Source organism: Sphingomonas sp. GlSt437, assembly GCF_048015635.2.
Taxonomy (GTDB): domain Bacteria; phylum Pseudomonadota; class Alphaproteobacteria; order Sphingomonadales; family Sphingomonadaceae; genus Sphingomonas.
In genome coordinates this window covers 32,921-48,842 of sequence record NZ_JBPGYA010000004.1, presented here as the reverse complement: position 1 = coordinate 48,842, position 15,922 = coordinate 32,921, and the positions used below count along the sequence as shown (strand labels likewise).

The following is a 15,922-nucleotide window of genomic DNA, read 5'->3' as shown; positions in this document are numbered from 1 at the left end:
AGTCGCGCCGCTTAGCAGGTTAGTCGCTTAGTCACTTAGTCTTCGCCGTCACTCTCGTCGTCGTCCAGTGGCTCATGCTGCATCCGCCCATGATCCTCGATCGGGCATAGTGGCGCGCCGGCCTGCTCAAGCCATTTGCGCGCGGTCCTGACGGTATAGCCGCACGTCGCGCACTCGCATTTGAGCATCCGGGCTTTCTGCTTCTTGGGCGCGGTGGATTCGCCGTCCGTGTCGAGGCGGGCATGGGGGAGGGGGCCGACATCGGCGAGGATCGGCGCGACGGCCGCAAGGAAGGCGTCGCCGGGGGTGGTGGCGCGCATCGGCCCGACAAGGCCCAGCCCCAGCGCAACCCGTTTAAACGCCTTCCCGTGCCCTGCCGGGATGCCGACGGCGGCATGGACCAGCTCGTGCGCGAGGATGGCCGCGATCTGCGTCGGCATGGCGTCGGCCGCGTGGGCGAGGTCCGGACGAATGAAGATTTCAAAATGTCCGTCCGCGCTCAGCCGGTTATCCCAGCACTCGCCGATCGCCTTGGCCTTCGCGCCCCTGCTGGTGAAGCCGATCGCCACGCGGACACGCGAGGGCAGTGGAGCGTCCAGCGCCTCGAATAGCGGAGCCATGCCCATCGCCACCGCATTGAGCCAGCTTTCGCGCGTTTCGTGGACCATCTGATTTTCCTCCTTCAAATCGCCTGTCCGGCGATGGCCATGCCATCGGCCGGAACACGGACGCCCAAGAACGCCGGCGAGAGAGGGGGGCAGCGGGATTCGACGGGGGTGGAGCGGCCGCAGCGCAGCGAGGCACGGCCCCGTCTAATCCCGTTGCGGGGGAGAGGCGGCCGGGACCGCCTTTCCCCACTGAACGAACATCGACGCCGGCGCGCGCCGGCACATCGCCCGCGAGATCCGCGCAGCGATCTCGCCCGCCATGTGGATCGTCACCTTGGGCCAAGACCGCTCGCGGGCTTGGGGAGCGAAGCGAGTAGAGCCACGGTGCCGCGCCAGCGGCAGGCGCTTAATCGCTTAGTAGCTTAGTAGCTTGGTGGCTTAGTGCTTAGGCTATCAGGATTTCGGCCTTGAAAATAATGCTATTATGCATTACCTCTGCTCGATACGGAGGTAATAGCCATGACGACTTTAAGCGTAACCGCGCGGGGCCAGGTAACTTTCCGGAAGGATGTTTTGAAGCATCTCGGTATCCGGCCCGGTGACAAGATCAGGCTCGACCTGCTGCCCGATGGCAGGGCGGAGCTGAAGGCCGATGAACCCGATGGCTCCTGGGACGATCTGCGAAACTTTTTCGCCGGAAAGACGAATGGCGCGCGGCTGTCGATTGAAGAAATCAACGACGCGATCGCCGACGCGGGCGCTGCCGCCGGCATGGCCGGCATGGGCAAGAAATGAAGATTACCGCTGATACGAATGTGCTGCTGCGCCTTGTCGTCCCCGGCGATGAGGCGCAACAAAAGCTCGCGATCGAAACACTCAAGGAAGCGGATTCCGTGGCGATCAGCGTCCATTCCCTCTGTGAACTCGCATGGGTGATGGAACGGAGCTACGATGCGGCGCGGCCCGACGTTGCCGCCGCGATCCGCCGTTTTATGAACACCCGCAATGTCGTGGTGAACCGTCCTATAGTCGAAGCGGGCCTTGCTGTCCTCGATGCTGGCGGCGACTTCGCGGATGGGGTGATCGCGTTTGACGGCCGATTCCACGGCGGCGAAACTTTCGTGTCGTTCGACAGGAAAGCGGTGAAGCTGTTGAAAGGGCAGGGGACCGACGCCCTGCTACTGAAATAGCCATGCGGGCCATATTCATCCGCCACGGCGAAAGCACCGGCAACGCCGGCGTGCCGTGTCACGATCTGGCGACGATCGAGCTGACGGAGCGCGGCCAGGAACAGGCGCGTCATGTCGCGGCGAGCTGGGCCGAAGCGCCGTCGCTCATCGTCACCTCGCCCTATACCCGCACCCGGCAGACGGCCGCGCCGACGATCGCCAGATTCCCCGCCGTGCCGGTGGAGACGTGGCCGATCGAAGAGTTCACTTATCTGCAACCGGCGCGCTGGAACGGCACGGCCAGCGCCGAACGGATGCCGCACCTCGAACGCTATTGGAGCGCGGCCGATCCGGATGGCTCTGTTGCAAAAATCGTGAAGCTTGAGCATGCTTGGCGGAGATTGGACGGACGGAACGATGACGGATTTCAAGTGGCGCCATTTCCAGGGTGATGTGATCCTGTGGGCGGTGCGCTGGTATTGTCGCTATCCGATCAGCTATCGCGACCTTGAGGAAATGCTGGCGGAACGCGGCATTTCGGTCGACCATACGACGATCTATCGCTGGGTCCAGTGCTACGCCCCGGAGATGGAGAAGCGGCTGCGCTGGTTCTGGCGGCGTGGCTTTGATCCGAGCTGGCGCCTGGATGAAACCTACGTCAAGGTGCGGGGCAAGTGGACCTACCTGTACCGGGCAGTCGACAAGCGGGGCGACACGATCGATTTCTACCTGTCGCCGACCCGCAGCGCCAAGGCAGCGAAGCGGTTCCTGGGCAAGGCCCTGCGAGGCCTGAAGCACTGGGAAAAGCCTGCCACGCTCAATACCGACAAAGCGCCGAGCTATGGTGCAGCGATCACCGAATTGAAGCGCGAAGGAAAGCTGGACCGGGAGACGGCCCACCGGCAGGTGAAGTATCTCAATAACGTGATCGAGGCCGATCACGGAAAGCTCAAGATACTGATCAAGCCGGTGCGCGGTTTCAAATCGATCCCCACGGCCTATGCCACGATCAAGGGATTCGAAGTCATGCGAGCCCTGCGCAAAGGACAGGCTCGCCCCTGGTGCCTGCAGCCCGGCATCAGGGGCGAGGTGCGCCTTGTGGAGAGAGCTTTTGGCATTGGGCCCTCGGCGCTGACGGAGGCCATGGGCATGCTCAACCACCATTTCGCAGCAGCCGCCTGATCGGCGCAGAGCGACAGCCTACCTCTGACTGCCGCCAATCTTTGCAACAGAGCCCATTTTAGGCCAGCCTGAACAGCGTCAAAAGCGAGACTAGAGGCCATCCCTTCGGAATAGCGTTAATATCGAGCGCAAGCGGCTCGGTTTGTCGGGAGCTGCATGGGCCGGGGCCGGGGCCTCCGTCGCTGCGGGGTGGGCCTCATCCCATAGAGCTTTCCAACGCTCCGCCTCAATGCGGCGCGCCATTGCGCGGTTCTCAACCGCGTGCAGCCTTCGCGCTTCTCCGGGATCGCTATCCATGAATCTTGCGCTGCACGATGAATGGTAAGTTTCCGTTGCACACCATGATTAACAGCCTGCCGACGATAAAGGCTGGGCATATCGCGCGGGCGCAGCTCCTTCGCCTTGCCAGCGCCGTGCCTGCCCGATACGGTTCTGCAACAACTCTGCTTTCGGGTCGCGCACAACCCGCCGTTGTATCCGAAAGTGCGAAAGCCCGGCCCTGTGTCGGGCTTTCTTATATTCGTGCTAGACCACGCTCCAACAAATAGTTCTGGTTCTCATAGACGCCTGCGTCTATGCCGGATCTGACAGAGGAAGCGGGATGGCATTGGAACCTATCAGGGTATTGGAGTTCGCGGACGCCGATCGCGCGGACGTGCAACGGCGCGTGGTCGATGCCGTGCAAGCTGCGCCCGAACGGTTCCTGACAGACTATGCGGCCCGACCCGGCACTTTCGGAGGGCGCTACGTCTGTGCGGACGCCATGAAGGAGCTGCTTCCCGAATATACCGCCTCAAGAGAGGCCCGCGGCCGATACAACGCGCCCGTCCACAATGCCGCGGCCGTTCTGGCGGCCGAACAATACCGGCGCGTAGTAGCCGATAGCTCCGATCCGGCCCGCAACCTGGTGCTGTTCGTAACCGGGATGCCGGGGGCCGGGAAAACCTCTGAAATCCAGTATGCGGCGCTGCATGAAGGAAACCGGCTCGGCCGTGACGTGCGCGCGATCTTTGAGGGCCAGCTTGTCGATCCGCAAGCGAGCATCGCCAAGGTCGAACAGGCATTGAGCGCCGGATGCAGAGTCGGGGTAATAGCGGTGCTGCCTCGGCCAGAGGAGGCGCTTGCGCACACGTTCCAACGCTTTGAGGAGCTAGGCAGGGGCGCGAGCGCGGCCGTGATGGTGCGTATTCAGGAAGGCACGCCTGACGGCCTAGAGGCCCTTCTAGGTCGCTTTGGCGATCAGATTTCGGTTGCGGTCCATGACGTGCGCGATCGTGCGAATGTTCATCGCCTAGAAGGCATGGACGGTGTAAATATCTGGCAGAAGGAATTGGAAAATGGACCTGTCCAAGAAAGGCTTGAAAGAGAGTTCGACCGGCTCAACCAGCTCGGCCGCGTCAGCGCCGATTGCGCCCTCCAATTCAAAGGACAGTCTCCCCACGGGCAACTTTACGCGATTGGAGGCCCTGATGTTGGTGGGAGCCTCGCACATGGCGACGGACGAAAAGCTACGCCGGAAAGTGGCCGAACGTCTCTCCTGAACGCGGCGCGGGGAAGCTCGCTCGCCGGACTCTCCGACGCCCTCAAGACAGGCCAGAGCGAAGGCGACGGCAAAACCAAATCCAACGAAATCGGCCACGGCCTGCCTAAGCCGCCGTCGCCCCGGCGTTCCAGATGAACGCCCCCAGCCCGAACCTTCCGTTTGGTGTTAGCCGGGGAGCGTTGCGAGGGGCTGGCCCCTTGCTGTGGGGGTCGAGCGGGACGCTGGGCGGCCCGATCGCAGGGGGACGCTTCCCCCGCCTGCTCCTTCTTTTCCAGTAGGTGCCATGACCGGCTATCTCGGCTCGAAACAGGTTTCGGGCGCATATCAGGCTGTGATTGCCAATATGCCGCCGCACGATACCTACATTGAGACGCATCTAGGCTCCGGCATCGTCCTCCGGCGCAAGCCTCCCGCTGCCCGCTCGATCGGCCTCGAAATTGATCCGGCTACCTTTGAGTGCTTCGGCTCGATCGCGGCAGAGGAATCGAGCGCGTTCGATGGCGCGGCCGTCGAAACCTACAACGTCGATTGCCTCGCCTTCCTGCGCGATTTCGACTTTTCGGCCGCTGGGCGCGTGCTGATCTATGCTGATCCGCCCTATGTCCTCGCCACGCGCTCCCATCCGGGCACGCGCTACCGCTATGACTATACGGAAGCGGACCATAGGGAACTGCTGGCCGTCCTCGATGCGCTGCCCGCCTCGGTGATGATTTCAGGCTATCCCTCGTCCCTGTATAGCGAGCTGCTGCCCGCGCCGCGCTGGCGCGTCCTGTCCTATCAGGCCATGACGCGAGGCGGGCCGCGCACCGAATGTCTATGGATGAACTATGCGCCCGACGCGGCGCATTGGGCCACACATGCCGGGGTGGATTTCACCGATCGCCAGAGGATCAAGCGCAAGGCGGCACGTTGGAAACGCATGTTTAGCGAGCTGCCTGCGGGCGAGCGAATTGCGATCCTCGCCGCGCTGCTGGAAGTGGACTCATAGCAGGCCAGCGCCGCACTCGTTGCCGTTGTGAAATGATTAACCAAAGCATCCTAGATCAGCCCTGCGACCCGAAGAACCTTTCTCGATCATTTAGGTTCTTTCACTGGACCCGGCTGCATTAGCTGTCGGGTCCATCTTTTTGCGCCGCCAGCTCGTCCACCAACATTTAACCAAGGCGGGCAAGGGTCCGATTACCGCTCCTGTGTCAAAAGAGGCGATGAACGGCGATAACAACAGGCCCTTTTCGCGCGGCGATTTGTCGGCGCTTCTGCTGCTGCTGTTCACGCTCGCCATGATGGCCTATAATTATTCGCATCCAGCGTGGGCGAGCCAAGGCGGCATATGGGCCTACATTGTTCCCCGCCACGGGACAGCATCATAGGCGTGCGCGCCTATCCGATGACTGAACGGACAAAGCGGACGATCGGCGGCCCAACGCCCGCGAGGAAGGCAAGCCCGGTAAGCGCCAGCAATCCCCAAAACTCGATGTGGATAAGCAAGTCGCTGCCGGAATCGTCGTTCGGATCGGGCCAGTCCTTCATGGCACCGGATGATTACGGCTCCGGCTCGATGCTGCAACCTCCTAAGCCAGCAAGGGGCTTCACCGGCCAACATCATAGACGGGAACGTCTATGCCACCGGCGACATAGACGCGGGCGGCTATGCTGCAGCGCATAGACAGCGGCGACTATGCTTCAGCGGCCAACATTTCCGAGACAGGGCAACCGATCGCGTCCGCGAGCTGCGCCATAACATCCAAGGTCGGATTGGCCTTCCCGTTCTCGATAAACGAAATGTAGGAGGCCGTGACGCCGGTTTGCTCATGCAGCATCGCTTGCGACATTTTGAGGGCCTGCCTCCGCGCCCTCAACCGCTTCCCGAATAATTTGCTCAACGGGTGCGCCATATCGTCCAAACGTAGGTATATTGCCATTCTGGAACCTGCTTCGGAGTCGGGTGATGATGGACTTGAACGACGAACAATATCACCGCCTCCAACATGCTATAGCCCTCACGCGCGAAAGCCTCGCTATCGCGGCGGAGCTGGGCGACGATCTATCAGCCTTTCAACTGAAACACGCGCTCCATTCGCTGCATTACATTAGCGAGCTAGAGGCCGAAGGCCATGACGATCGGGAGCCTGTCACCCTGACCGTGGATGAAGCGGAGGCCCCGCGAACTGCGAGAACAATGCGAGACACGGACCTGAGCGATGAACAATATCGCGGCCTCCTCCACGCTATAGACCTCGCGCGGGAAAGCCTCGTTATCGCGGTGGAGATGGACGACGACATAACCGCCTTCCATCTCAAAACCGCGCTCCGTTCCCTCGACTATTCTAGGAAGCTGGTTTCCGCTTGATCTAGCGTCGAACGCTGCGGCGCTGGGCCGGTCGATCGTCTCCGATAACCGGCCCGGAACGCTTCCTTTCGCGTTCGTCGTCCAGCTCGATCCGGGGAGCCTCCCGCTCCTGCTGACGCGGGTTCTCGATCGCCGCCCTGATCTGGCGCACCACGCCTTCACGGCCCAAGCGGCTGTTCTGCTGCAAGTCGTTGAAGTCGGTGAAGCGTGCCGGGTCGGCCTGCTGCTCGCCGGGGGCGAAGGTCGGGAAGACCGGAACGCCGTTCACGGCCTGCGCCGCTTGGGTCGCCTTCTCCTTGCCGGGATTGTAGCCGAATTTCTCCAAGACGCGCTGATCGTCCTCGCCCATGATGAAAATCGGCTTGTCGGGGTAACGCTCGCGCAACGCGGCTGCGACGGCGGGGAGGTTGCCGGAATCGAACGCCGCGACGGTCGCATGGTCCACCACGCTAGAGACGGTCGCCATCGTCGCGTAGCCTTCGCCAATCATAATGCGCGGGGCCTTGTCGAGCGCGGCTAGTGCGGCCTGCGGCGTCACGCCCCCGTTGACCACATGGAAACAGCTTTCCTTGTGGCTCTCCTTCGCAAAACGCTTCGTGCCGTCTTCCTGAATATATTGCGTCGTCCAGTGCTTGCCGCTGGTGTCGATCGCCGGAAGGTGGATTGTAGTATCGCTGGCGCTGGCGAGCGCGCCGATCGTCGGCGCAATACCCTTCCTCTCCATGTAGGGCGTTGCCTGCTCGATCTGACGGCATTGCGCGGCGCGCTGCTGCACGCGCTCGGCCGTCGCATCATATGTCGCCGCCCGCTCCCGCTCGCGCTCCTCTCGCTTGGTGGCGGCCTCGGCGTTCAACCGGGCCTTTTCCTCCTCGCTCAACGTGTAGCCGGTGCTTTTCCATCGCATATCCAGCCCCGAACGGTTGTTCTTGATGTAGCCCGCTGGGTGGCCATCGGTGAAGGCGACATAGAAACCCGCCGCCTCGCCCTTTCCATCGCCCTGTGCCGGAACGCGGTGGGTCTTGCCGTCCATCATCGGGTGCCCTGCGGGAACCTCAAGGCCAAGAGATTTCATCGCGTCGGCAAATTCGACCTCCGGGCTTTTCGCCTCCTTCTGGCGCGGCTGATTGTCTATTTTCCAGCGCGCCAGCTTCTCCGGGTCCGCGCCCTCCGGCGCATACCAGCTCTTGCGAGCGGCATCCCATTTCGCGCCGTTGGCTTTGGCAAGGGTTCGTTCGCCATAAGGCACCGCCAGATATTCGCGTGCCTGTCGCGGGGTTTCGTGCATCGTTTGCCCTTCCTGCGGCTGCTCCGGGGCCGTGGGGCGCTGCGCGCGCTCGCCGGGGAGCGATTGGCCTAGATCTCCTGCGGGTGCCTCTACGGCGCTTGAAAGCCATTTCTGGAACGGCTCGACATTAGCGCCTGCCGGAACATACCACGACTTTTCGGCCTTATCCCATTTCGCGCCCAAGGCTTTCGCCTCGTCCTTTTCCCGATAGGGGACCGCAAGATATGTGCGGGTGGAAGGCTCTGGCGCGGCGTCCCGCTGGTCGGTCGCGGCGATGCCCAAGGGCGGCGAATTGACCGCATAGAGAGGGGCCAAGCCCTGCCGCTCGCGGCGCTCATCGGCATATTGCTCGGCCTTCAAATTGACAAGGCGGGCAACGTCCTCCGGGTTCTGGTCGCGGCCGTCAAAATCGGTGATCTGGTTCGGCCCAAGCGACAAGGCGATATAGCGGCGGCGTTCGCTATCTGCGGAATAGCCCGCCATAAGGTTTCGCTCGCCGTTCGGGGTTATCATCGTGCCGATCGGCCCGACGCCCTCAAATTGCCGTCGAACGGTGTGCATCGGCCCGCCACTATCAACCGGCTCCCAACCGTGCTTGTCGATCAGCGCGCGCAAAGTGCGGTCGGAATAGTGCTGCTGCGGCTCCGGTATAGGATCGCCTATGGCGGCAACGGCCCCGGCTGCGGCGGCCCATCTGTCGCCGCTATGGTCTGTCAGCCGCTCGACCGTAAACCCGGAGGCATTGAGCGCCGCCGCAAGCCCCGGTCTGGCGAAGGCGGCCTTTATACGCTCGTCCAGCTCCATATTGAGGTCGTCGGATATTACTAGGTCCGCTTCCTCGTTCCCCTCGAAATGGGGGCCGTTCTGCCACTCCTCATAGGCTTGAACAGTCTTGGCCATGTCCGCGACCGCAAGCCGATCGCCCTCATCAAGATCATTCTGGCGATACTCCTGCGCCTGCTGGAAGTCTGGCGGTAGAGTAACGCGGAACCTGTCAAAATCCTCGCGCGTGGCAGGCCGGATTTGATCTAGCGGACTGGCATAGAATGGCCCGTTAATCGGGTTGCGCCCGTCTATATTGCTGGCAAGAACGCCCAACATCGCCATGCCCGGCTGCTGATAGCAAAGCGTATTTTCGTTGCTGACGAAATATTGCGTATGGTCGTGTGCCTGCTCGACCTGCTGAACCTGTTTTTGTTCCAGCGCCAGAACATAGGTGTGAATCTTCTCGGCGTCCGATGCGGCACGGACAATCTCAAGCGGGTCTTCCTCAAGGACTTTGATCCATGATCCGACATAGGCCGCGTGCTGCTCCGGGTCGTGGCCGATCTGCAATTCCTGCCCGGTTATGAGGCTCGCAATCTCGGCGCAATATCCTGACAGTCCAGCCCTAATTTGAATTTTTGGGGGTCGAGCGGAGGTGCTGGTCATGCTGCCAACTCCTCGCGCTGGGGCTGCTGCGCCCACATCCAGTCGGCGGCTTGCTGGGCCTTGCTGGCGGCGGTGAAGATCGCCCGTGGATCTTTCTTCAGAGCACTGAGCCACGATGCCACATAGGCGGCGTGATCGGGGCGCGGATGATGGGCAATGCCGAGGTCCGCCAGGACGAACGATGCGGTGAGTTCGGCGCAGGCTTCTTCGATCGGCAGCCAATCGCGCTTGAACCGGTCCTGGAAGTTGCGGTCGAGCCGATGCTTTGCCCCTGTGGCGTGGCCGGACTCGTGTTAGGTCCTGCCCACAGGATGTCCTTTCTGTCCTTTCAGGGCTATCCAGAAGGACACCCTGCACAGGCCCCACTCTCCTTCTTCGCCGAATGGGGTGGGCCCGAGGGCCCACCCCATTCGGCAGCGATCGAGGAGAGGTATGGCGGAGTTGTTGTTCTCGGCAGAAACGTTCAGGCCCGATGGCTCATCGGTTCTGGGCGTGCCGATGCTGCTCGACGCGAAAATGCGACTGATCGAGCCGGCCTGTGCCTGGCTGATGCATGTCGCGCTGGTGCGTGGGCGGACGCGCAGCCCCGAGACCTGGCGCACCTACGGCGAAGCGCTCTATGACTGGTGGCAGACGATTGAGGCGAATGACTGGCGCTGGGACAGTGTCGGCTCTGGTGAGATCGCAGCATACCGGGACAATATGTTGCATCCACCTGATGACGACGAAAAGCCGCTGGCGCGCAGTACGATCAATGGCCGGTTGCGCACCATCGCCCGGTTCTACCACTGGTGTGCCGGGACCGGCCTGATTGATCGAACGCCGTTTACGGCAAGCGACGTCGCACTGTCGCGAAGCCGCCCGCCAGGCTTCTTCGCTCATATCGATGCGAGTGGCGGCCGCGAGCGCGTCAACGAGCTGACCGTGCGCCATGTGACGATGCTGCCGCGTCCGCTGGCGCCGTCGGCGATCCGGCGGATCATAGCGGAAATGCCGGTCAGGGACCGGCTCGTTGTCGAATGGGCGGTCACGACCGGGATAAGGCGCATGGAGATCGCCGGGTTGAAACTCCGCCTTCTTCCGAAGGCCTGCGCCGAACCGATGATGCCGGTGCGAATCGACGCAACAAAGGGCGGAAAAGCCCGCGTCATCTATCCGCCGCCCACGCTTCTGGATCGGACGTGGGCTTATGTGCGGGAGGAGCGCGCCGTCACGGTTAGAAAAATGCAAGCTCGCGCTGGGCCCACTGACCCTGACGCGCTGTTCCTGACCGTAAGGGGGCAGCCGATGACGCCCCGGCGGGTTGGCGCGATGTTCAAAGCGGCGGCAGACGGCGCAGGCGTACCGGCGACGTTCCATGCGCTGCGCCACACGTTCGCGGTAGCGATGCTGAGGTTCCTGCAGCGCGAGGCACAAACCCATCCGGACCTCAATCCGCTGCTCGCGCTGCAGGTGTTGATGGGGCACGCCGATCTTGCGACCACAGCGATCTACCTCCGCGTCGTCGCAACCGACCTCTCGATCATCGAATCCTCAGTCGATGATCTCTATGCGGCACTGCTGTAGTGGCACGCCGCCGGAAGAATTATCGGGTCGCACCATCGCCGATCCCGCTGATCAGCGAGCCCGGTACGCTCGTCGTCAACTTCGTACAAGCAGACGGCACGCTCAAGCGTTCGTTCGATTTTACAATGTTCGGAAAAGTGCCGATGGCGGCCGAGCTGGCGCTGGCGTTCCGACATCATCTTGGCGACAAAGCAGCGTCAACTCGCATCAGCACCTATCGTCGGCTTCCCCTGTGGTTCTCGTTCATCAAGGAACATGATGATGCAATCACGTCGATGCGTGACGTCGATACAGCGGTGCTGCGCGCGTTCATCGCATCGCTCGATACCAAACCCTGGGTGAAGGCGACGAGACATGGGGCATGGTCGTGCATCAAGCAGTTGATCGCATGGTTGCAGCGAAACCGGCCCGAGCTGACCCACTCCGACCTTGATATCCCGTTCAACGCCTTCCCACGCAAGAATGCCGAGACACCGCCTCGAGCGGTGCTGAGCCGAAACGAGATGGAGCGCGTGCTAGCCGCAGCCCGCGCCGATATCACTGCCAGCTGGGCGGTGTTCCAGGCTGGGTGCGCGGCGCTTGCGCGCCTCGACCGTGCCGCGATCGCGGCTGAGGACGATCTGGCGCGGCTTGATCTGGACGATATCGGGGTTCTGCTTGCGATAATCTGCGATCGGTTCGGCGGGATCGTGCCACCGACGCGGGTGATGTCGAAGCCGGGAGCGAAACTGTGGCGCCTTCACTTCGCGATGCTGCGCCATGGCGCCAATCTGAAGGTGGCGGCTCATCTCTACATGATGCCGGAAACGATCGTGCCCTACATGATCGCGATCGGCGCGCAGACCTACGCCAATGCCGAAGCGCTGCGCTTGCTTCGTCGCGACTGCATGAGCGAGCACCTCCTGCTTGACGGCCGCGTGCTCGTCACCTGGAGCAAAGGGCGCTCGAGCCGCGAACAACGGCGCAGCTTCCTCAAGGATAAGAGCTTCTCGGTCCCGACGTTGATCGAGCAAGTGCTGGCAATGACGGCTGCGCTCATCCCGCATGCGCGGCCCGAGGACCGGGACCGCCTGTTCCTGATCGACAATATGAACAGCTCGCGGATCGTCGGCGTGATACCGAACTATCTGGTATCGGCGCATGTCCGGCGCTTCGTGAAGCGTCACGATCTGCGAGACGATCTGGGCAGGCCCTTGCAACTGAGCATCGCCGCGCTTCGGGCATCTGGGCTGACGCTGGCGCATGAGAGGCTGGGCCATGATATCCTGAAAACCCAGGCGCTGGCGAACCATGCGACGCCGGACACCACGCAGCGTTATGTGGATCGGCCGCTCGTCCGACAAGCCCAAGCCATCGCCGTTGGCGCCTTGCAGGCCCGGTTCGTCGAGATCGTGCGGGGGGAGCCGGATGCGGAAATACCCGAACAGCCTGACGTCGACGTTCGCCGTGCGTCGGCCTCGGGCTTCATCTGCGCCGATCCGATGGGTGGGGCGGCGGAAGGCCAGCGTGCGGGCCAACTCTGCACGGCCTGGCTGGGGTGCTTCACCTGCCAGAACGCGGTCATCCCGCTCGATGTGGAGATGCTGGTTCGGCTTAACGCGACGCGATCGGCGCTGATCGACGCGCGAAACGGGATGGTGCCGGGTCGTTGGCGGCTGCTCTATGCCCCCAAACTGGAGATCCTCGAACGCGATATTCTGCCGCGCTTCCCGGACACGCTGCATGATGCAGCGGTCGACCGTGCGCTGCCCGTGCTGCCGCCGATCGAATGAGCGTGCGGCCACAAACGAGGGCGGGGGCGCCGGCCTGGGAAGATATGGCCGTCTCGCCCTGGAGCCGATTCGGCGACGACGAATGGCGCCTCGACATCAGGACGTCGGGTCGCCGCGCCGATCAGAACCGGCTGCGCTGGGTCGTTGCGATGCCAAAGGATGCGAGGATCGGCATCGGGGAGCGCGCGGCCCTGATCCATGCCGCGAAGCACTTCCTCTGGTCGATGCGCGTCGATCCGCCAGCGGGACGAAAGCGATCATCGCTCGCGTCGCTTCATATGAAAGGCCTGATTCTGCGCACGCTGATCGGGTGGATGGCGATCGAGGGGCTGCGCCGCTTCTCCGACATCGACCCGAGCGCTGTCGATCGCCTGTGCGTTTGGTTGCGCGGTCGTCCCGCCCGCAATGGAAAGGCGCGGGTCAGCCCAAGCACGGTGAGCAACTACCTGCTCGCCATAAAGGATCTCTATCGGCAAAGAACCAAGCTGAGCGATGCTCCGCGCGTCGATCCGCTGCCGTTGGACACGACCTTCGAGGCGGCGGGCGTCACGCGCGCGACCAAAGGGACAATCCCGTTCATCCCGGATGAGGTCGCCGTCGCGATCCTTGGCGAAGCGTTGCGCTGGGTGGAGGAGCATGGCGAGACGATCATCGAGGCTGAAACGATCCGCTTACGAGCCAGGGCCATCGGCCTCGCTACCGGCATCTCCCGCCAAGCCTCCTACTATGTGCGCAGGGCGCTGCGGCAAGCGCATCTGACGGGACCGCTGGGGGACAAGTTGGATGGCGCTTACGCCGTCCGTCACGCCGCATGCCACCTCGTCGAAGCCTGCTACATCGTCATCGCGGGCTTCGTCGGGATGCGGGTGAGCGAGATCCTGTCGATGAAGGTCGGGGCGATCGAATACCGCCCGATCGGCGAGACCGGCGTGGATCAGGCCTATGTGGTGGCGCGGTTGTTCAAGACGGTAGACCATCCCGAGGGGCGGGAGGAACGCTGGGTTGCCCCCGCGCCGGTGGTGCGGGCCGTCGATCTGCTCGAACAGCTGAGCGCCCCGCTGCGTGCCGCGTCGGGACGCGATGAAATCTTCCTGGTCAAGAACACGCAATATGGCGAGATCGTGCCGGTGACCCACATGCACATCGGTTGGCGGATCAACGACTTCGCGCGGCACGTCGGCGTGCCCGAACATGAAGGAAAGCCTTGGTCGTTCAGCACGCACCAGTTCCGCAAGACCTTCGCTCGGTTCGTGGCACGGCGGGATCGATCACAGCTTCTCGGGCTGGCCGAGCACTTCAAGCATGCGTCGGTCGCGATGACGGCCCGAAGCTATGTGGGGAACGACTTCGATCTGCACGGCCTTATCGACCATGAGAGCCGCGCCGAAACCGCCGCAGCGCTCGATCAAATGCTGACCAGCAAGCGCCTTGGTGGCCGGATGGGGGAGCGTATCGTTGCCGGCAATGTCCGGTTCCGCGGCCGTGCCGGTGAGCAGGTCCGGCGCGACTATATCGCATTTATCCTCGCGGAGACCGATCTCCGGGTGCATGCCTGCGATTATGGCTGGTGCGTGTTCCAGCAGGAAACGGCGCGCTGCGGCGGTGAGGCCGGGCCGAGCGAAGCCGGGAGGGCGCCAGCGGTGTGCCTGTCGTGCGCGAATATGGTCGTTGAGGAGCAGCATGCCGGCTACTGGCGAGATCGGCGTGCGCGCAATGCTGCCCTGCTTCCCCGAGCCGGAGCGATGACAGCGGCGGTGCTGACCGAGGCGATCGAACAGTGCGACGGCGTGCTGGCAAAGATCGGAGGGCAATATGAGGGGAACTGATGCGTTGCGCCGATCTGACGCGGTCGCAAGGAGCTACCGGGCTGCACTCGCCAGACTTGTGCGCGGCGAAGGGCGGCATGCCGATCATGCTGGGCGCGTCGTGCGGATCAGCCCGGCTTCGGTCGCGCGCGAGGCTGGGCGTAGCCGCAATCCGCTCTACACGACCCATCGCGACATCCTCGACGAGATCGAGGCGGCGGCGGGTGGCCCAACACCGGCGACCGATCTGGCAGCGCGCATCGCCGAGCTTGAATCCGATCTGGCGGACCTGAGGGCAGCCGCGCGCCGTCATGCGGAAGAGAAGCGTCTTTTGGCGAGCGAGAACCTGACGCTGCTTCATCGCGCGAGGACGGCCGAGGACCGGCTCGCCGGCAGCCTACGGCGGATGCCGGACGCACCCGCCGCAATCCCAATTACGCCGCAGCGCTGAGTTGCAGCGCCGGCTGCTGTGCGTGCATCCAGTCGACCCCCGCCTGGGCTTTGCTCGCCGCAGTGAAGATGGCGGAGGTATCGTTCTACAGCACCCTCGCCCGCGCCGCCCGCGACAAGGACACTTGCGATGTTACCTACTTCATGGAGCGCCGTGGCGTAGAACCGATCCGCGCTCGGAAACTGGCTCCGCAACGGCAAGGTGATGCTGTCGGTCGAAGGCCGATAATAGGCGCGGTCGCCCGCTTCCTCGGTGATTTTCGCGCCCGACGCCCGCAAGATGGCCTCGGCCCGCTCCACCGGATTCCATTCGTGCGTAGTGGTGACGATCGGGGCAAGCCCGTCGATCTGCTCGGCGTTGAACACCACGGCATAAAACGCACGGGGCCGCTCAAGCTCGACCTTCTCTTTCCTCTGGCGACCCTCGGCATCCAGAACGGGCTTACCGCTCTCGTCCCGAACTACCCGCTCCTCCTCGAACTGCCAGTATTGGACAAGGGAGCCTTTCTCGCCCTTCCGCACCTGTGCGCCTTGGGCTGCGGCCTGCTTGTATGTCAGCCAGCGATTATCAGCCCGGCCCTCGGACATGAGATTGAGGACATTGACGCCGCGATAGCGTTTCCCCGTGGTGGGGTTGAACGGCAACCCGCTGCTGCCCGTCGCCTCCCAAGGCTTTTGCCAAGGGGCGGTGCCCTGCTTCAACTGCTCTATCAGCTTGTCGGCAACGCGCTGGTGAAAAGGTATCTTGCCCTCGGCCATAT

At 63.0% G+C, this 15,922-nt stretch carries 15 protein-coding genes and 3 pseudogenes; 12 read left to right on the top strand and 6 right to left on the bottom strand.

The window, feature by feature from the left end; all coding sequences use genetic code 11:
• Nucleotides 1–35: 35 nt before the first annotated feature.
• On the bottom strand, nucleotides 36–668 hold the full coding sequence (locus ACLB0R_RS16440) for a transcription elongation protein SprT (RefSeq protein ID WP_434953875.1): 633 nt from the start codon (nucleotides 666–668) through the stop codon (nucleotides 36–38).
• Between the two features lie 459 nt (nucleotides 669–1,127).
• Here ACLB0R_RS16440 and ACLB0R_RS16435 point away from each other — a divergent pair, with 459 nt between their 5' ends.
• The 7 genes from ACLB0R_RS16435 to ACLB0R_RS16405 all read left to right on the top strand — a co-directional run bounded on the left by ACLB0R_RS16435 (nucleotide 1,128) and on the right by ACLB0R_RS16405 (nucleotide 5,872).
• Nucleotides 1,128–1,403 (top strand): AbrB/MazE/SpoVT family DNA-binding domain-containing protein, encoded by a 276-nt coding sequence (locus ACLB0R_RS16435; protein ID WP_272800827.1) that lies wholly within the window; start codon nucleotides 1,128–1,130, stop codon nucleotides 1,401–1,403.
• Nucleotides 1,400–1,798 carry a type II toxin-antitoxin system VapC family toxin gene (locus ACLB0R_RS16430; protein ID WP_272800826.1) on the top strand — a complete coding sequence of 133 codons (399 nt, stop codon included), beginning with the start codon at nucleotides 1,400–1,402 and terminating at the stop codon, nucleotides 1,796–1,798. The genes ACLB0R_RS16435 and ACLB0R_RS16430 overlap by 4 nt, the downstream gene beginning before the upstream one ends.
• Nucleotides 1,799–1,800: 2 nt before the next feature.
• Complete coding sequence (locus ACLB0R_RS16425) at nucleotides 1,801–2,229, top strand: phosphoglycerate mutase family protein (protein WP_434953874.1); 429 nt, start codon at nucleotides 1,801–1,803, stop codon at nucleotides 2,227–2,229.
• Nucleotides 2,195–2,959, top strand: a complete 765-nt coding sequence (locus ACLB0R_RS16420; protein ID WP_001389365.1) for an IS6-like element IS6100 family transposase — start codon at nucleotides 2,195–2,197, stop codon at nucleotides 2,957–2,959. The genes ACLB0R_RS16425 and ACLB0R_RS16420 overlap by 35 nt, the downstream gene beginning before the upstream one ends.
• Nucleotides 2,960–3,560: 601 nt before the next feature.
• Nucleotides 3,561–4,637 (top strand): hypothetical protein, encoded by a 1,077-nt coding sequence (locus ACLB0R_RS16415; protein ID WP_106000989.1) that lies wholly within the window; start codon nucleotides 3,561–3,563, stop codon nucleotides 4,635–4,637.
• Nucleotides 4,638–4,785: 148 nt separating this feature from the next.
• Nucleotides 4,786–5,490 carry a DNA adenine methylase gene (locus tag ACLB0R_RS16410; RefSeq protein ID WP_006954176.1) on the top strand — a complete coding sequence of 235 codons (705 nt, stop codon included), beginning with the start codon at nucleotides 4,786–4,788 and terminating at the stop codon, nucleotides 5,488–5,490.
• 139 nt (nucleotides 5,491–5,629) lie between these two features.
• Complete coding sequence (locus ACLB0R_RS16405; RefSeq protein WP_158258151.1) at nucleotides 5,630–5,872, top strand: hypothetical protein; 243 nt, start codon at nucleotides 5,630–5,632, stop codon at nucleotides 5,870–5,872.
• 10 nt (nucleotides 5,873–5,882) lie between these two features.
• On the opposite strand, the gene ACLB0R_RS16400 is transcribed toward ACLB0R_RS16405, so the two are convergent.
• The gene (locus tag ACLB0R_RS16400) at nucleotides 5,883–6,032 is read right to left on the bottom strand and encodes a hypothetical protein (RefSeq protein ID WP_172668332.1); all 150 of its coding nucleotides are present in this window, start codon (nucleotides 6,030–6,032) and stop codon (nucleotides 5,883–5,885) included.
• A 146-nt stretch (nucleotides 6,033–6,178) separates the two neighbouring features.
• Nucleotides 6,179–6,397: a helix-turn-helix domain-containing protein gene (locus ACLB0R_RS16395; RefSeq protein ID WP_226998764.1), complete on the bottom strand. Its 219-nt coding sequence runs from the start codon at nucleotides 6,395–6,397 to the stop codon at nucleotides 6,179–6,181.
• A gap of 53 nt (nucleotides 6,398–6,450) precedes the next feature.
• Between ACLB0R_RS16395 and ACLB0R_RS16390 the strand changes: the two genes are divergently transcribed.
• Complete coding sequence (locus ACLB0R_RS16390; RefSeq protein ID WP_044663218.1) at nucleotides 6,451–6,852, top strand: hypothetical protein; 402 nt, start codon at nucleotides 6,451–6,453, stop codon at nucleotides 6,850–6,852.
• A 1-nt stretch (nucleotide 6,853) separates the two neighbouring features.
• Here ACLB0R_RS16390 and ACLB0R_RS16385 read toward each other — a convergent pair.
• Both ACLB0R_RS16385 and ACLB0R_RS16380 read right to left on the bottom strand, forming a co-directional pair.
• A pseudogene (locus tag ACLB0R_RS16385) lies at nucleotides 6,854–9,523 on the bottom strand (DUF5710 domain-containing protein); the annotation flags it as partial.
• Nucleotides 9,524–9,564: 41 nt separating this feature from the next.
• A pseudogene (locus tag ACLB0R_RS16380) lies at nucleotides 9,565–9,861 on the bottom strand (zincin-like metallopeptidase domain-containing protein); the annotation flags it as partial.
• Between the two features lie 139 nt (nucleotides 9,862–10,000).
• Between ACLB0R_RS16380 and ACLB0R_RS16375 the strand changes: the two are divergent.
• The 4 genes from ACLB0R_RS16375 to ACLB0R_RS16360 are packed head-to-tail and all read left to right on the top strand — an operon-like array spanning nucleotide 10,001 to nucleotide 15,162.
• On the top strand, nucleotides 10,001–11,134 hold the full coding sequence (locus ACLB0R_RS16375) for a tyrosine-type recombinase/integrase (RefSeq protein ID WP_184107147.1): 1,134 nt from the start codon (nucleotides 10,001–10,003) through the stop codon (nucleotides 11,132–11,134).
• On the top strand, nucleotides 11,134–12,906 hold the full coding sequence (locus ACLB0R_RS16370) for a site-specific integrase (protein ID WP_184107145.1): 1,773 nt from the start codon (nucleotides 11,134–11,136) through the stop codon (nucleotides 12,904–12,906). Before ACLB0R_RS16375 ends, ACLB0R_RS16370 begins: the two co-directional genes overlap by 1 nt.
• 44 nt (nucleotides 12,907–12,950) lie before the next feature.
• The gene (locus ACLB0R_RS16365) at nucleotides 12,951–14,732 is read left to right on the top strand and encodes a hypothetical protein (RefSeq protein ID WP_240456262.1); all 1,782 of its coding nucleotides are present in this window, start codon (nucleotides 12,951–12,953) and stop codon (nucleotides 14,730–14,732) included.
• Nucleotides 14,733–14,790: 58 nt separating this feature from the next.
• A complete protein-coding gene (locus ACLB0R_RS16360; protein WP_298674892.1) occupies nucleotides 14,791–15,162 on the top strand; it encodes a hypothetical protein in 372 nt (123 codons plus the stop codon).
• 131 nt (nucleotides 15,163–15,293) lie between these two features.
• Here ACLB0R_RS16360 and ACLB0R_RS16355 read toward each other — a convergent pair.
• Nucleotides 15,294–15,920 (bottom strand): annotated as a pseudogene (locus ACLB0R_RS16355) (ArdC family protein); the annotation flags it as partial.
• Between the last annotated feature and the right edge of the window lie 2 nt (nucleotides 15,921–15,922).

Excerpts from the sequence above, each read along its gene's own strand:
- ACLB0R_RS16400 (WP_172668332.1), bottom strand. The coding sequence starts at position 6,032 with ATGAAGGACTGGCCCGATCCGAACGACGATTCCGGCAGCGACTTGCTT.
- ACLB0R_RS16435 (WP_272800827.1), top strand. The coding sequence starts at position 1,128 with ATGACGACTTTAAGCGTAACCGCGCGGGGCCAGGTAACTTTCCGGAAG.
- ACLB0R_RS16420 (WP_001389365.1), top strand. The coding sequence starts at position 2,195 with ATGACGGATTTCAAGTGGCGCCATTTCCAGGGTGATGTGATCCTGTGG.
- ACLB0R_RS16410 (WP_006954176.1), top strand. The coding sequence starts at position 4,786 with ATGACCGGCTATCTCGGCTCGAAACAGGTTTCGGGCGCATATCAGGCT.
- ACLB0R_RS16395 (WP_226998764.1), bottom strand. The coding sequence starts at position 6,397 with ATGGCGCACCCGTTGAGCAAATTATTCGGGAAGCGGTTGAGGGCGCGG.
- ACLB0R_RS16440 (WP_434953875.1), bottom strand. The coding sequence starts at position 668 with ATGGTCCACGAAACGCGCGAAAGCTGGCTCAATGCGGTGGCGATGGGC.
- ACLB0R_RS16430 (WP_272800826.1), top strand. The coding sequence starts at position 1,400 with ATGAAGATTACCGCTGATACGAATGTGCTGCTGCGCCTTGTCGTCCCC.
- ACLB0R_RS16375 (WP_184107147.1), top strand. The coding sequence starts at position 10,001 with ATGGCGGAGTTGTTGTTCTCGGCAGAAACGTTCAGGCCCGATGGCTCA.
- ACLB0R_RS16390 (WP_044663218.1), top strand. The coding sequence starts at position 6,451 with ATGATGGACTTGAACGACGAACAATATCACCGCCTCCAACATGCTATA.
- ACLB0R_RS16365 (WP_240456262.1), top strand. The coding sequence starts at position 12,951 with ATGGCCGTCTCGCCCTGGAGCCGATTCGGCGACGACGAATGGCGCCTC.
- ACLB0R_RS16415 (WP_106000989.1), top strand. The coding sequence starts at position 3,561 with ATGGCATTGGAACCTATCAGGGTATTGGAGTTCGCGGACGCCGATCGC.
- ACLB0R_RS16425 (WP_434953874.1), top strand. The coding sequence starts at position 1,801 with ATGCGGGCCATATTCATCCGCCACGGCGAAAGCACCGGCAACGCCGGC.